The organism is Pseudomonas sp. W2Jun17 (assembly GCF_023127795.1).
GTDB lineage: Bacteria > Pseudomonadota > Gammaproteobacteria > Pseudomonadales > Pseudomonadaceae > Aquipseudomonas > Aquipseudomonas synxantha_A.
In genome coordinates this window covers 98,086-113,384 of sequence record NZ_SPKO01000040.1, presented here as the reverse complement: position 1 = coordinate 113,384, position 15,299 = coordinate 98,086, and the positions used below count along the sequence as shown (strand labels likewise).

Genomic DNA, 15,299 nt, shown 5'->3' with positions numbered 1-15,299 from the left:
CCAGGACAGGCACATGATCGACTTCAACAACAAAGGCTTCTTCAAGCTCAAACAAAACAACGAATACGCCGAACGCGTATCGGCCCTGCTGCTGGACGGCGAAGAAGTGGTCGACGCGTACAAGGCCATGCGCGACGGCGTGGTCTTCACCACCAAGCGCATCATCGCAGTGAACGTGCAGGGGATTACCGGCAGCAAGAAGGACTTCACTTCGCTGCCTTACAAAAACATCGTGGCGTATTCGGTGGAAACGTCAGGGACGTTTGATCTGGATTCGGAGCTGGAGATTTACTTTTCGTCGCTGGGGAAGGTGAAGTTCGAGTTCACTGGGAAAACCTCGATTGTGGAGATCTCGCGGCTGATTTCAAAGCATCTGCTGACCTGAACCTTGGGCAAAAAAAGACCTTGGCGCACCAAGGCCTTTTTTTGCCTACACGATTCAACAGATGTACCAGATCATAATGTGGGAGGGGGCTTGCTCCCGATTGCGCCCTCCCATGAATACATGATCCGCCGAACACTTGAAAACTCACACCCCACGCCTGCGCAAATATCTGCGATACCAACCCACTCCCAGCAACACCGTAGCCAGCATCACAACCCCATTACCCACCAACCAAAATCCAAAATTTCGATTCTGTTGCGCATCCCCCTCATAAAACGGCCCGAAATAAGCCGACACTGCCACAACCAATCCGTTAAACACCGTCAGCGCCACCACAACCATCCCGATCACAAAGAGCACGCCCTTAACCACCTTCATATGACTTTCCGAAACCATATCTCCCTGGACTCGTGATAGTCCGAGAACGTCCCCTCAATCGAAAGCCCCAACTGAATACGCGGATAACTCAGCCAATTCGTCAACCGCCGCCCATTCCAAAGGTCAATGTGGTCACCACTGCGATTGCCAGACGTCTCATTCCCTCGGCGCCAAAAGTCTTTGAAAAAGATAATGCCTTGCTGCCCCGCCAACACCTCTTCGAAATCCTCAGGTTTTATCTTCTTCGGGCGCTGCAAACCGGGGATATTCGCGTCACTTAGAGCTTTGGCCATCTCCTCAGCTGCCAACACATGGCCCTCACTCTTGGCATGCTGCCAACAATAGCGCACACCTCTCAACCTGCTCAGGTCGGCGCCTGACCTGCGCAGTGCTACGCCCAGGTTAATGGCGCATTGGTCACTGAAATTTTTGGCGCCGTTGGTTCTACAAGGGACGGCGTCTCCGAAGATTTCCGGATGGTTTTTCCATAGGGAGTTGAACGTCAGCATTAAGCGCTTCCATCGCGTATTTTTCACACGAACGTAGCAAACGCTTTGCCGCTAATACTGAGGTCAGGCGCAAATCAGAACGGTCCTACTTGCGTGTAGGCTTTGGATGCAGGCCAAGGCTCATAATGTTAATGAAAGGCCTAAAATCACGTGCTGTGAAACATGAGGACGGGTGCATTTGTCCTGGTTATATTCAAGGCGCCTGTAAATCAGCAAATGGTGCACAAGTGACCCGATCATCCATCATCAAAATAGACCTGAGCCGCATCCAAAACCCCAAAGAGCTTCACGCCACACTGTGCACTTCACTCAACTTCCCCAACTGGTATGGCCGAAACTGGGATGCCTTTTGGGACGCCATCAGCGGCTTGGTAGAAATGCCGGAGACGCTTGAGTTTTCTGGTTGGGATATTTTTTCAGAGCACCTACCCCACGATGCCAAGATGCTGCGGCAGTGCTTGGCTGAGCTTGCGACCCATTACCCGGAGCTTGCGTCGCGGGTTCGCTATTGATGCTTGAGCCTAATGACAACCGACGGCGATACCTTAAGCCGAACCCAGTTCAATGTGGGAGCCTGCGCTTGACTGACTGGCATGACGGCAAGCCCCGCCACCTTCTGATCGCGTTGTGCCCGGTGGTAGCCGTCAGCCTGGGCAGCTCACTTGGGCTGGAATGTATCTAAGTACGCCAGGATATTTTCAATCTTCTGCGGATCACTGATCCCCCAGAAAATCATCCGCGTCCCACTTACCACCGATTTCGGGTCTTCGATGTAGGCCGTTAGTTTGTCCCGCGTCCAAACCACTCCCGAATTCTTCATCGCATCCGAATACTGATAGTCCGGGGTCGTACCGGCAGGTCGGCCGATAATGCCGTTCAGCTGCGGCCCAAAACCGCCGCGCGCACCTTCACCGATGCTGTGGCAGCCGCCGCAGGTCTTGGTGAAGAGTTTGCCGCCCGCTTCGGCGTCGCCAGCTGCAAACGCGGGTGCAGCGACAACGGTGAGGGCGAGAGTCAATAACACGTACTTCATCAGGGTCTCCCTATGGGTTATTGCCGTCAATTATGCCTGCTTGAACGGCCGCTCCCCCAGCCGTTCCACCAGGCGCACCAGATAACCGTCCGGGTCTTGCACGATGAACTGGCGCTGCCCGGCCTCTACGTCGCCCGCGCGGTACCAGGCATCCTCGACGTTACGGAACAACGGGCGGCCGATCTCCGACAGGCGCCGCAAGATAGGCGCTATGGCAGGCACGTCGATTTGCAAGTTGATGCCACGCCCGAAAGGCTGCTGCAAGGGCGCGGTCAACCACTGCCCGGCGTGCGGCTCGTATTGTTCCAGCATGATTTGCGCACCGTGCAGGTCGAGGTAGGCAAAGCCTTCTTCAGCGCGCTGATAGGCGATGCCGAAACCCAACTGGTCAACCCAGAATGCCAGGCTGGCACCGAGGTGGGTAACGATGAGTTCTGGCACGAGGGGATTACGCTTAAACATGTCATTCCTTGGACGTCGCAGTGGCGCTTACCTTAACGGATTATCGTGCTGACGGCGTGGGGCAAGACCACATGCTGGAACCAGCCGAATGACCACCCATCGTTTAAAAAACATCCAATCGAACCTATATACCCAACCCCCACTCCACCTTACTGAACCCCTGATGGTGGAGTAAGGATCATGGCTCAGCCATCGATTTTAGTATTGGAAGACGACGAGATCATTCGGGCGTTAATGGTGGATGTGCTGGAGGATTTCGGTGCGGTGGTGACTTCATTCCCTTCGGCGGATGAAGGGATGATTTATCTGGAGCGGGGCGACGACCCTGTGGACTTGATTGTCAGTGATATTCAAATGCCCGGCCTGCTCAATGGCTACGACTTGAGCCGCGTAGTGGCTCATCGCTGGCCTGAGGTTCAGGTGGTGCTGACTTCCGGCAATACGAAGATCGCCACTCAATTGGGCAGCTCGGTGCGGTTTCTGCCTAAACCATGGAGCACCGATCACTTGCTTGAGTGCGTGCAAACGGCGTTGACCCAGCAGGGACCGCCCATGCATTGATAGCGTCGCGATATCATCCGGACCGAACTCGTGGCGTGCCGTGGGGTCATTTGGAATACAGGGAGCGACTTTTCTGATCCACTGGTCAGCCTTTTCGCTTCTTGCGCTCAGCTGACGACAACGAGTTGTGTAGAATTGTCGCCCATTTTCATGCGTCATTCCTGGCCGACAGGCCCACAGTTCGAGCTCATTGAATGCACTCACAGGCCCATGACGTTGGTGCGCCATCCTTGCTGGAAACGTTACGCACGGGTACCGGCCTGTTGCATGTCGCGTTGGAAAAGCGTTTGCCGTTTTTTTCCGAACGCCTGGATGCCCAGTGGTATCGGCGATTGCTGCAGGCGTACTACGGTTTTTATCAACCCATGGAGGCGGCGCTGTACGACGGTGGCCTGATTCCAGATGGAATTGACATTGCATCACGTGTGAAAACGCCGACGCTGGTCAACGATCTGCGCGCCCTGGGCCTGGATAGTCCCACCCTCGATGCCCTTCCCCGCTGCACCCAACTCCCCGCGCTGGACACTCCTGCCGCTTGCCTCGGCGCCCTGTATGTACTGGAAGGTGCAACGCTCGGCGGCCAGGTATTACGCCGGGAGATGGCGTCACGCCTGGCGATCGAAGCCGACAACGGCGGTGCGTTTCTCGATGTCTACGGTGCCGAGACCGGCCGGCGCTGGAAAGACTTTCTCGACTACCTGGCTCATCAGCCACTGGATGCGAGCGCTCGAGCGCGCGCAGTGATGGCTGCCCGGTCCACTTTCAGCGGCTTTGAGCAATGGCTCGAACGCCAGGAGGTACTGCTATGAAACCCGAAGATTTTGAAGAGCTGCTTGCCAACTGTGCCGACGAGCCCATCCGCTTCCCCGGGGCAATCCAGCCTCATGGCGTGTTGCTGACGCTGTCGGAGCCTGAGCTGAACATCATTCAGGTCAGTGCCAACGTCGGCACCTTGTTCGGCCACACGCCCGAGGCCTTGTTGAATCAACCGTTGCACACGTTGATTGGCAGTGAACACGCTCAGGTGGTGCAGTCGATGGCCGAGCACAATACCTTTATCGACGCCCCACCCCTGCATGTCACGCTCAACGGTGCTCAGTTCGAAGGTTTGCTGCATCGTCATCAGAACGTGCTGGTGTTGGAATTCGAACCCTTGCTCGCGGATTTCAAACCCCAGGTACGCAATGGTCTCACCAGCAACCTGAGCAAAATGCTGCAACGCCTGCAATCGGCCAAGACACTGCAAGCGCTGTACGCCATCAGCGTGGATGAAATCCAGGCCATGACCGGTTATGACCGAGTGCTGATCTATCGCTTCGAAGACGAAGGCCATGGTCAGGTAATCGCTGAAGCCTCGGCGCCGGCCATGGAATTATTCAACGGCCTGTTCTTCCCCGCGTCCGACATCCCCGAACAAGCCCGTGAGCTGTATCGCACCAACTGGCTTCGGATCATCCCGAATGCGTCCTACGAACCCGTACCGCTATTGCCAAAATTGCGCCCGGACACCGGCCAACCGCTGGACCTGAGCTTCGCTACCCTGCGCAGCGTGTCGCCGATTCACTGCCAATACATGCAGAACATGGGCGTGTTGTCGTCCATGAGTATTTCGCTGATGAAGGGCGACAAACTCTGGGGCCTGATCAGCTGCGGCAACCGCGAGCCGCTGCTGGTGCCGAACGATCTGCGTATGACCTGCCAGACCATCGGTCAGGTGCTGTCGTTGCAGATCAGTGCCATGGAAGCCTTGGAGTTAAGCCGCCAGCGAGAGGAGAAAGTCGAAACCCTGGCGTTGCTTGATCGGGCGATGAAAGCCAGCGACGACAATGTGTTCGACAGCCTGGCCCACCACGGTAAAAAACTGATGGACCTGACCTTGTCGGGCGGTGTGGCGATCATCGAAGACAAGCAGTTGCACCGTTACGGCAACTGCCCGGAACCAGCGCAAATCCGGGCGCTGCACAAGTGGCTGCAAACGCTGGGCCAGCCGGTATTTTCCAACCACAACCTGGCTTCGGTGTACCCACCGGCCGCCGAGTATCAGGCGGTGGCCAGTGGTGTGCTCGCCATGAGCCTGCCCAAGCCTGTGGATAACGGTGTGTTGTGGTTTCGCCCGGAAGTCAAAGAGAACATCAATTGGAGCGGTGACCCGAGCAAGCCGCTAAATCTGGAAACTTCTGACACTGGCCTACGCCTTCGCCCACGCACGTCGTTTGAAATCTGGAAAGTGGAAATGGCCGGCATTTCCACCAAGTGGAGCCACGGCGACCTGTTTGCCGCCAATGACCTGCGCCGCTCGGCCCTGGAAAATGACTTGGCCCGCCAGGTGCTGCGCGAACAACAAGCGGTGCGTGCCCGTGACGAGCTGGTCGCAGTGGTTTCCCACGACCTGCGCAACCCGATGACAGTTATTTCCATGCTCTGCGGCATGATGCAGAAAGCCTTCAGCTCCGACGGCCCACACACCTCACGGCGGATTTCCTCGGCCATCGACACCATGCAACAGGCCGCCGGGCGCATGAATGTGCTGCTGGAGGACTTGCTCGACACCTCGAAAATCGAAGCCGGACGCTATGTGGTCAAGCCGGTTGCGCTGGACGTCAGCCAGATATTTGAAGAGGCATATTCGCTGCTGTCGCCACTGGCCTCGGAAAAAGGTATCGACCTGTCGTTCAACGCCGAGCCTGGCCTGCAGATCAGCGCCGACCCGGAGCGCTTGTTCCAAGTGCTGTCGAACCTGATCGGCAACGCCATCAAATTCACCCCCCGCCAGGGCAACATCGGTATCAGCGCCATGAGCAACGGCGAAGAGATCGTGTTTTCGGTACGCGATTCCGGTGAAGGCATTGCGCCGGATCATTTGCCCCATGTGTTCGACCGCTATTGGACCCAGTCCGAGAACAATCCCACCGGCAGCGGGCTGGGGCTGTATATCACCCAGGGGATTGTCCAGGCCCATGGTGGTCGGATCGGAGCCGACAGTGAATTGGGGCGCGGCAGTGAATTCAGGTTTACGGTGCCTAAGCCTGCTTGAGACACACCAAATTCCTACTAGCCAAACATATGGTTACCTATGGCCGGGAACGAAAAACCCGGCCAGCCTCACTCAATCAGTGCGCACTCAAAGGGAGTATTGATGCGACAACAGTCCTCCAATTGAGTAAGGGGTTTTACCATGTTCATCGGCAATTCGTTTCACAGCTTCAGCTATAACATCCAGCAAGGCTTAAAAGATAACCAGCCTCCAGCCAATCCCGCACCAACTTCTTCGCCGCTTGACGGCCCCCCACAGGGGCAGGACACGCAACCAAAACCCAAAGGTTCGGGTATGACCTCTCTCGGAGGAGGCAAACTGACTTAAACCGTTACGGGTCACCGGCAACAAGTGCAGTGCAGCGCACCGCGCTGCACTTGCGTTAACAAAACACTGACATCCTCTGCGTTATCCTCTCCAGTCCCACTTGGTATGAGCTGCATTTTTCATGCGTCAACCCGACATCCTGCCTGCCGTCATCGCAGGTCCCCTGCTAAGGCGCCTTGAACCGCAGCGCCTGGTTATCTGGTTGGTGGGCAGTCGCGCCCTGCCACTGTGCTTGAGGCTGCAATTACCCCAGGGCGAGACGCTGAATATCCCGCTCGATGCAACGCACTGCCAAGTCGTGCCCGTCGGGCGCCATGCCGTTATCCACTTGATCGACGTAGCGCTGAGCGACGCTCTGCCCCAGGACGAGGTCATCGGTTACGACCTGATCGTCGACGGCATTGGCATTGCACAATGGGCGCCGCACTTGCTGTATGCCGACGCCACAACGCCGAGCTTCGTGCTGCATAGCCGCATCAACCACTTGGTACATGGCTCCTGCCGTAAACCCCATCACCGTGCAGATGAAGGTTTGTTGTGCGTCGACCGCCTGTTGGCGCAGGCCCGCACCCCGCTCGAACGCCCCGCCTTGCTGATGATGAGCGGCGACCAGGTCTACGCCGACGATGTCGCCGGGCCCATGCTGCGGGCCATCCATGCGCTGATCGCGCACCTGGGCCTGTTCGACGAGTTCCTGGAGGGCGCCGTGGTAGACGACAGCGTCAGCCTCTATGGGCATCGCGCCAGCTATTACCACCGCGCCGACCTGCTTCCGGCGCTGGACAGTAACGAGACCCTGCGCGAACGATTTTTCGGCGGCGTGAAGAAGCCGATCTTCACCAGCAGCACCGCTGACAATCACCTGGTGACGTTCGCCGAAGTCATCGCGATGTACCTGCTGGTCTGGTCGCCCACCCCGTGGACGCTGATCACACCACAACCGCCGCAACTGAGCGCGCCAGAACAACTGCGTTATGCCCGCGAACAAGTGCAGATCGATCAATTGCGCACCGGCCTGCCGGGGGTGGCCCGAGTGTTCGCCCACCTGTCGACGCTGATGATCTTCGATGATCACGACATCACCGACGATTGGAACCTCAGCGCTCAGTGGGAGCAAACTGCCTACGGCCATCCCTTCTCCAAACGCATCATCGGCAATGCCTTGCTGGCGTACCTGTTATGCCAGGGCTGGGGCAACCAACCCCAGGTGTTCGGCGAACTGCTGACCCAGACCCAGGCACTGACTGGCCAGGCGCAGGGCAATCATCTGGACGCTGCTGCCCAGGATGACCTGCTGGAGGTGCTGCTGAAATTCCAGCAATGGCATTACGTTTTGCCCACCACCCCTGCCCTGGTGGTACTCGATACCCGTACTCGGCGCTGGCGCAGCGAATTTACCCTCAAGCAACCTTCCGGCCTGCTGGACTGGGAAGCCTTGAGCGAACTGCAACAGGAGCTGCTCGACCATCCGTCGGCCATTATCGTCTCGCCTGCGCCGATCTTTGGCGTCAAGCTGATCGAAACGGTGCAAAAGGTCTTCAGTTGGTGCGGCTTCCCACTGCTGGTGGACGCCGAAAACTGGATGGCTCATCGCGGCGCCGCCCAAGTGATCCTGAACATCTTCCGCCACTCGCGCACGCCCGGTAACTACGTGATCCTCTCCGGCGATGTGCATTACTCGTTTGTCTACCAGGTGCTGATCCGTCACCGCAACGGCGGCCCGAGGATCTGGCAAATCACCAGCAGCGGCATCAAGAATGAGTTCCCGCCGCGCCTGCTGGAATGGTTCGACCGTCTCAACCGCTGGCTGTATTCCCCACGCTCGCCGCTCAACTGGTTTACCCGCCGCCGTACCATGCAGGTAGTCCCGTATATTCCGGACCATGCCGAGGCGGGTGAGCGGCTGTGGAATAGCGCGGGAATTGGCCAGGTGTTTTTCAATGAACAGGGCCAGCCGGATGAGATTTACCAACACAACGCGGATGGAAAGCCTCGAACAAAGATGCTGGCGCCCGAACCATAGCCAAACGCCACTATCCGAAAGCAGCACATCCGCCCTATTCAAACCGTGCAAGCAGCGAGGTAGAGTAGCGCCAGCCACGGAGTATCGGCGTCACCAATAATAACTGGCCCCTAGGGGGCGTTCTCAATTAGTTTCCCCGCCGCGTTGTCGCCTTAAAGCGGGCCAGGCAAGGCGCAGGCCGCAGGGAATGGTTGTTCCCTTTCCAAGGCCTGCAACGCAGGCTGGCCCGCTTTAAGGCACAACCCGAAGGGCCGGGCCTGCTGTTGTGCAGGGCTGCGTTGCTCGAAGCTTATTTGGAATGACCAAACCACGCTTCTCGCGCCTTGCCCTGCACAACAGCAGACCCGGCGCGACGGGGAAACTAATTGAGAACGCCCCCTAGAAGCCAGCCCTTGCAGGGAGCGCGCTGATGGACGATACACCCGGCAACGAGCCACTACGCAATGACTTTTCCGAACTCAACGCCGACCTGCTGCACGCCATCATGGAACTGGTCAGTGACGGGATCTGGGACTGGAACGCCACGACTGGCTACGTCTACCGCAACCCCGGCTGGTACGAAATGCTCGGTTACTCCCGAGACTCGCTGGAAAACAACGTGTTCACCTGGGAAAGCGTGATCCATAGCGAGGATTACCCGCGCGTGATGGCGTTGTTTGATGACTACATCAGTCAACGTTCGCCCCTTTACCGCGCCGAATACCGCTGCCGGAAAGAAGACGGCACTTACCTGTGGATCGAGGATCGTGGCTACATCATTGCACGCAACCCCGACGGCTCAGTGGCGCGCATGGTGGGCGCGCACCGCGACATTCATACGCGTAAATGCTCCATTGAACGCTTGCAAAAGCGCAACCAATCCCTTGAAGCACTGGTGGCAGAACGTACCCTTGAGCTATCGCGGGTCAATCAACAATTGCAGATACAGCTGGACGAAAACCGCTCCCTGGCCGAGCGCGACGCGCTGACACGCATCGCCAACCGTTATCGCCTGGAAAAATGCCTGCTGGAAGAATGCGACCGCGCCGAACGCTTTCGTGTGCCCCTGGCGCTGGTGGCGATGGACATCGATGACTTCAAGCCGGTCAATGACCGATACGGTCACGGCGTCGGTGATCAGACGCTGATAGGGGTGGCGGAACGTCTGGAAAGCTGCGTACGCACAACTGACCTGCTGGCTCGCTGGGGCGGCGATGAGTTCATGGTGGTGCTGCCTGCAAGCAACCTGGACACGGCGAAGGAATTGGCCGAAAGGATTCGCCGTGCAATCAAACAGTCGCCTATCGTCAACGACCTCAACGTCACCCTGAGCCTGGGGATTGTAGAGCGGCGCATGGGTGAGTCTCCCGCCGCGCTGGTGGCAAGGGCTGACCGAGCGCTATATCGGTCCAAGGCGGCTGGCAAAGATGGGGTGTCGGATTAATGCAGACAAGCGCTCCTTCCGATTTGGAATGACCCGGCGACTTTATTTCGTTTGCGGCAAGGCCCGGTGCGCGGCTTAGATAAACCACGCCCAGCCTTGTCGAGTACGCGATTCATGAGCCACGCCAGCATCAGCCAATCGATTTCCATCGTCCATCCCATCAGCCTCAGCCACGGTAAAAACGCTGAGGTGTGGGACACCGCGGGCAAACGCTACATCGATTTTGTCGGCGGTATCGGCGTGCTCAACCTGGGCCATTGCCATCCGGGCGTAGTGGCGGCGATTCGCGAGCAAGCAACCAGGCTTACCCACTACGCATTCAACGCCGCACCGCATACGCCCTACATCGAGTTGATGCAACGCCTGACGGCGTTTATCCCGGTGCACTACCCGGTCAGTGGCATGCTCACCAACAGTGGCGCGGAAGCGGCGGAAAATGCGTTGAAGATCGTCCGCGGCGCCACCGGGCGATCGGCGGTGATCGCCTTTGATGGAGCCTTCCACGGCCGAACCCTGGCGACCCTCAACCTCAATGGCAAGGTGGCGCCCTACAAGCAGAAGGTCGGCGTACTGCCTGGCCCGGTGTATCACCTGCCGTACCCCAGTGTCGATAACGGCGTGACCTGCGCCGAAGCGTTGAAGGCGATGGACCGTCTGTTCAGCGTGGAAGTCGACGTAAACGATGTGGCCTGTTTCATCATCGAGCCGGTGCAGGGCGAAGCCGGTTTCCTCGCTCTCGATATCGAGTTTGCCCAAGCCCTGCGGCGCTTTTGCGACGAGCACAACATTCTGCTGATTGTCGATGAGATCCAGTCCGGCTTTGGTCGCACGGGGCAGCGCTTTGCCTTTTCGCGCCTGGGCATCGAACCGGATCTGTTGCTGCTCGGCAAAAGCATCGCTGGCGGCGTGCCGTTGGGTGCTGTGGTGGGGCGCAAGGCGCTGATGGACAACCTGCCCAAGGGCGGCCTCGGCGGCACCTACTCCGGCAACCCCATCGCCTGCGCGGCGGCACTGGCTACCCTTGAGGCGATGACCGATGAACATCTGCAAGCTTGGGGGGCACAGCAGGAGGCGGCCATTGTCAGCCGCCATGAAAGCTGGCGCTCACAACAACTGTCGCCCTACCTGGGCCGCCTCACCGGCGTCGGCGCCATGCGTGGTATTGAACTGGTGAATGTCGATGGCACTCCGGCCTCCAGGCAACTCACTCAGTTGCTGGGCCTGGCGCGAGACGCCGGCTTGCTGTTGATGCCCAGCGGCAAGTCGCGGCACATTGTGCGCTTGCTGGCACCGTTGACCATCGAGCCTTGGGTGCTGGAGGAGGGCCTGGATATTCTCCAGGCGTGCTTCGCGCAACTGGACCAATAACGTCACCTGCCCGAACCTGTCTTGACCTGATCCCCCACCCCGCCGAAAATGCCCGACGTTTTTGTCTCCCCGTTTACTACGCAGTGAAATTTTAATGCCTGATTCCTACACCGCAGAATCCGCCGAAGAATCCGTAACCGCCTTGCATGCCAAAGCCGAATACGAAAACGCCATCAATCTTTCACAGCATGTGCCAGCGGCCAAGATCATCAGCGAGATGGTGCTGGACGCGTTTCATACCTCCAAGGAAAGCGACCAGATCCGCGAGCTGCGCATCGCCATCCGCCAGGCCCATGACGCCTTCGACGATGACAAAGCCTACGACCTGATGGGCCAGCTCAAACAATTGAAGGACGCCGAAGCCGCCGATAACGCCGCCCTCGAAGACCTGAGCAGCAAGTTCTCGATCAGCCGCATCCTGTCCAGCTTCAAGGACGATCCCCAGTTTCAGGAACTGGTCTATGGCCTGGCCCTCAAGGTGCTGAACCAGTCGCACCAGGCCATCAGCAACCCAAGTGCCGGCAAGGGCAAGGCAGCACGTGCCAAGAAAGAAGCCGAGGTGTTCGTGATCAGCAAGGATGGCATCAGCGTCACCCTGCCGCTGCGCACACCGCGCTCCAGGCTCAGCGTGGACCGCGAAGCATTCGAGTTCCTGGGGTTCAACTTCGTAGGTGAAGGCGACGAGGCCGAACTGGAAGTGGAAAGCTTTGTGGATAACGCCGGTAATGAACAGCCGTTGAGCCGCAAAAGTGTGATTACTGCGCTGCAGCAGCAGACAGCGTTTGCCGGCTACAGCATTGCCCAGCAGTAACGCGGCAACACCGCTGGACTAAACATCACTTTCAAGAGATAGCACACTGTGGCGAGGGAGCTTGCTCCCTCGCCACAGTCATGGCTGGCTGCAGGTAATGTTTCAGCCAACAGGCGCGATCTGCGCGGCAAACACCTCGCGAAAGCGTTCCATCTCCTGCTGGTTGCCCACTGTCACCCGCACCCATTGCGGCCAGTTCTGCCATACGCGCCCCACCAGCACATTCTGTGCGGCCAGCCGCTCAACCACCAGCTCAGCTGGTTGCTTTACATCGATCATGAAGCAATTGCTCTGGGAAGCCGTGCAGCTAAAGCCCCGGCCTTTGAGCCAGGCGACTGTCTCATCACGCAACCTGGCATTGAGCGCTTTGCGTTGGCCCACCAACGTGGTGTCCTCCAGGCTGGCACGTGCGCCCAATAGGCTGGCAGCGGCCGGGACGTTGTCACCGCCGAACACCGCCAGCCGCTCCAGCAGCGCCGGATGACCGATTGCCAGCCCCAGACGCGCTCCGGCCATGCCGTAGATTTTCGAGAACGTGCGCAGCACCAACAGATCGTCGTGGTCTTTGACCCAACTCACACAGCTGGGTGCATCGCAGAAGTCGATATACGCCTCGTCCACCACCAGCACGCTGCCTTTGGGTTTGTTCGCCAGGGCTTGGCGGATGGCCTCGGTAGGGGTCAGGGTGCCGGTGGGGTTGTTGGGGTTGCACAGGTACAACATGCCGGCCTGTGGGTCTGCCGCGAGCATGGCCGGTACATCATGGGCATGACCGGCGTCGAGGTTCACTTCATGCACCGGTGCCTTGATCGACTCGGCCGCCTGACGCACAAGTTCATAGGACGGTGTCGCCATGACCAGGCCACGGGTTTGGTTGGTAAACGCCAGCACCGCAAAACGCAGGGCCGCCATCGAGCCGGCAAACACCGCGACGTTTTCTTCGGCAACCCCCTGCTGGTGGGCAAACTGCGCGGCCAAGGCGTACATGTCCGGGTAGGGATAGCGCCCAGACGCTGCAATCGCTCGCTGCATCGCCTCACGGGCGGCGTCTGAAGGGCCGTAGGGGCTTTCGTTGTAGTTGAGCCGTACCTTGTCGGATTGAGCCGGCACCGGGCTGGCAACCGCTCAATCCAGCTGGCCAAGTACAGGTAACGCCGCCCCAAGCGCGAGAAGGGACCTACGGCTGAAGCTGACCATGGTGACTACTCCTTGTCGAAGTGCGAGGGATTCGCACAGGTCGGATATAACGGTATGACGAGAAAGCAGTTGCCTGATTTAGCGGCGGGACGTATCCCTGCACTCAGTACTTTATTGTCAACGCGAGCCCATGCAACACTTGCGCTGCCGCGGGCCTGGAACTAGACGTTCTGCCGGGTATGGACTGATGACTAAATGGAAGTGGTGAGCACTTGATACACAGACGAGAAAAAACCGAGCACTTGAAGAGCAATATCAAGTACTTGATCAAAAGTCGTGGCGAAACCCAGCTTTCGTTAAGCAATGCCGCCGGCGTGACCAGGACGACCATCTACAACATCCTGGAAGGCAAGGTCATCAAAGTGCAACAGTCGACCATTCGCAAGATCTCTGATTTCTTCGGCGTTTCGTACGAAGAAATCGAGACCGTCAACTTTGAAGCCAAGGAAGTCATCGAAAGCAATGTTTCCCCCCTGGGCAACAAGAACCCGGCGGCAGTGCCTGTGCTCAAGGAAAGCCTGCTGATGCAGAACCTGGGCAAGCGCATCGGCGAACTGGCCACGCTTTACCCACTGACTTACTACTTCGGCAACTCCTGCAACTTGATCGGCGTTCGCCTGGAGCATGCGATTCCCGGCATCAATGAGCCGGGGGACTTGCTGATCGTGCAGAAAGGCGCATCGAGCGACGATAAAGAAAAGCTGGTGTACGACCGCGCCACCAAGAAGCTGTTCATCACCCTTGAACCCTGCGGCAACTCAGACCGCTTGTGCGTCATCGGCGATATTCTTGAGGAGCGCTTCAATGACAACCTTTGAAGGCGCCGTGGAAAACAGCAAATACAAGTTGCTGGGCTTTGAAAATGACAAGCGCCTGGCAGTGATCATGGTGATCGCCACGGGCAAGGTCGTCAAAATCAAGCTCAGTGAGGTGCTCAACAGCGAAATGATGGACAACTTCAACAAGCTGGAAATCAAGAACCTCTACAAGAAGTTCTATTCACAAGCAGGAGCACTCACCGCCTACGACATTAACGACCGCAATGAAAACTCGTGGATGATCTACATCATCCTGAACCTGTTGCTGTTCACGTTTTACATCTTCACCAGCATCGCCGCGACCAAACCGATCTACCTGGAATCCATGGGCATCATTGTGACGCCGGGCACTTTTTTGTACCCGCTGACCTTCTTGATTGTGGATCTGCTGAACGAGAACTTCGGCCTGCGCCTGGCCCGGCGAGCCATTATGTTTGCGTTTGCCAGCAATGCGATGATCATCATCCTGTTGTATGGCTCAACGTTCCTGCCGGGGCTGCCGGGCTGGAAACTCGATGGGCCGTATAACGACGTGATCCTGCAAGTGTCGTCGGTGCTGGTGGCCTCTTCGGTGTCGTTCCTGGTCTCGGAGAATATAAACTCCTACCTGCTGTGCAAGATCAAAGAACTGACCAACTCCAGGTACCTGTACCTGCGGATTTTCTTCAGCACCTTCTTTGCGGTGATCATCGACAGTTTTCTGTTCTGCTTTATTGCCTTCTACGGCGCCATGCAGACCAGCGATATCCTGAGCATGATCTATGTGCAGATTGCGATCAAAGTCGGTTTTGCGTTCTTCAACATCCTGCCTGCCTATGGGGCGCGCTCGTTGTTCAAGCGCTACCTGACCACTGCCAACACATGAAACCTATGTGGGAGGGGGCTTGCTCCCGATGGTGGTGGGTCAGCTAAGAATGTATTTGCCTCGACACCGCTATCGGGAGCAAGCCCCCTCCCACATTTGGACTTC

The 15,299-nt window shown here is 57.8% G+C and carries 16 protein-coding genes and 1 pseudogene; 12 read left to right on the top strand and 5 right to left on the bottom strand.

Translation table 11 applies throughout. The annotated features are described in order from the left end of the window. Window positions 1-13: 13 nt before the first annotated feature. Window positions 14-385 carry a PH domain-containing protein gene (locus E4O98_RS26645; protein ID WP_015885780.1) on the top strand — a complete coding sequence of 124 codons (372 nt, stop codon included), beginning with the start codon at window positions 14-16 and terminating at the stop codon, window positions 383-385. Between the two features lie 144 nt (window positions 386-529). On the opposite strand, the gene E4O98_RS26640 is transcribed toward E4O98_RS26645, so the two are convergent. Next, window positions 530-763, bottom strand: coding sequence for a hypothetical protein (locus E4O98_RS26640; protein WP_032879588.1), 234 nt, complete (start codon window positions 761-763; stop codon window positions 530-532). Next, complete coding sequence (locus tag E4O98_RS26635; RefSeq protein ID WP_248136712.1) at window positions 760-1,272, bottom strand: type VI secretion system amidase effector protein Tae4; 513 nt, start codon at window positions 1,270-1,272, stop codon at window positions 760-762. Before E4O98_RS26635 ends, E4O98_RS26640 begins: the two co-directional genes overlap by 4 nt. Before the next feature lie 227 nt (window positions 1,273-1,499). Here E4O98_RS26635 and E4O98_RS26630 point away from each other — a divergent pair, with 227 nt between their 5' ends. Continuing rightward, a complete protein-coding gene (locus E4O98_RS26630) occupies window positions 1,500-1,784 on the top strand; it encodes a barstar family protein (RefSeq protein ID WP_078822264.1) in 285 nt (94 codons plus the stop codon). A gap of 146 nt (window positions 1,785-1,930) precedes the next feature. Here the strand turns inward: E4O98_RS26630 and E4O98_RS26625 are convergent, their stop codons facing one another. Next, entirely contained in the window at window positions 1,931-2,305 is a 375-nt protein-coding gene (locus tag E4O98_RS26625) for a cytochrome c family protein (protein WP_078822265.1), read from the bottom strand. Between the two features lie 30 nt (window positions 2,306-2,335). Further along, the gene (locus E4O98_RS26620) at window positions 2,336-2,767 is read right to left on the bottom strand and encodes a VOC family protein (protein ID WP_228308944.1); all 432 of its coding nucleotides are present in this window, start codon (window positions 2,765-2,767) and stop codon (window positions 2,336-2,338) included. Between the two features lie 180 nt (window positions 2,768-2,947). Here E4O98_RS26620 and E4O98_RS26615 point away from each other — a divergent pair, with 180 nt between their 5' ends. From E4O98_RS26615 to E4O98_RS26580, 8 genes are all read left to right on the top strand, one after another. After that, a complete protein-coding gene (locus E4O98_RS26615; RefSeq protein ID WP_032879577.1) occupies window positions 2,948-3,328 on the top strand; it encodes a response regulator in 381 nt (126 codons plus the stop codon). Between the two features lie 194 nt (window positions 3,329-3,522). Continuing rightward, a complete protein-coding gene (locus E4O98_RS26610) occupies window positions 3,523-4,137 on the top strand; it encodes a biliverdin-producing heme oxygenase (RefSeq protein WP_032879575.1) in 615 nt (204 codons plus the stop codon). Then, complete coding sequence (locus E4O98_RS26605; RefSeq protein WP_248136711.1) at window positions 4,134-6,362, top strand: ATP-binding protein; 2,229 nt, start codon at window positions 4,134-4,136, stop codon at window positions 6,360-6,362. Before E4O98_RS26610 ends, E4O98_RS26605 begins: the two co-directional genes overlap by 4 nt. Before the next feature lie 141 nt (window positions 6,363-6,503). Continuing rightward, entirely contained in the window at window positions 6,504-6,689 is a 186-nt protein-coding gene (locus E4O98_RS26600) for a hypothetical protein (protein WP_146097887.1), read from the top strand. A gap of 121 nt (window positions 6,690-6,810) precedes the next feature. Further along, window positions 6,811-8,712, top strand: a complete 1,902-nt coding sequence (locus tag E4O98_RS26595; protein WP_148852668.1) for an alkaline phosphatase D family protein — start codon at window positions 6,811-6,813, stop codon at window positions 8,710-8,712. Between the two features lie 409 nt (window positions 8,713-9,121). Next, window positions 9,122-10,135, top strand: a complete 1,014-nt coding sequence (locus tag E4O98_RS26590; protein ID WP_032879571.1) for a diguanylate cyclase — start codon at window positions 9,122-9,124, stop codon at window positions 10,133-10,135. Window positions 10,136-10,249: 114 nt separating this feature from the next. After that, on the top strand, window positions 10,250-11,503 hold the full coding sequence (locus tag E4O98_RS26585) for an aspartate aminotransferase family protein (protein WP_148852670.1): 1,254 nt from the start codon (window positions 10,250-10,252) through the stop codon (window positions 11,501-11,503). Between the two features lie 94 nt (window positions 11,504-11,597). Further along, entirely contained in the window at window positions 11,598-12,314 is a 717-nt protein-coding gene (locus E4O98_RS26580) for a hypothetical protein (RefSeq protein WP_032879566.1), read from the top strand. Window positions 12,315-12,416: 102 nt separating this feature from the next. Here E4O98_RS26580 and E4O98_RS26575 read toward each other — a convergent pair. Beyond that, a pseudogene (locus E4O98_RS26575) lies at window positions 12,417-13,511 on the bottom strand (pyridoxal phosphate-dependent aminotransferase). 212 nt (window positions 13,512-13,723) lie between these two features. Between E4O98_RS26575 and E4O98_RS26570 the strand changes: the two are divergent. Together E4O98_RS26570 and E4O98_RS26565 are read left to right on the top strand one after the other, a co-directional pair. Continuing rightward, a complete protein-coding gene (locus E4O98_RS26570; RefSeq protein ID WP_248092520.1) occupies window positions 13,724-14,329 on the top strand; it encodes a helix-turn-helix transcriptional regulator in 606 nt (201 codons plus the stop codon). After that, complete coding sequence (locus tag E4O98_RS26565) at window positions 14,316-15,194, top strand: queuosine precursor transporter (protein WP_032879563.1); 879 nt, start codon at window positions 14,316-14,318, stop codon at window positions 15,192-15,194. The genes E4O98_RS26570 and E4O98_RS26565 overlap by 14 nt, the downstream gene beginning before the upstream one ends. Window positions 15,195-15,299 lie beyond the last annotated feature (105 nt).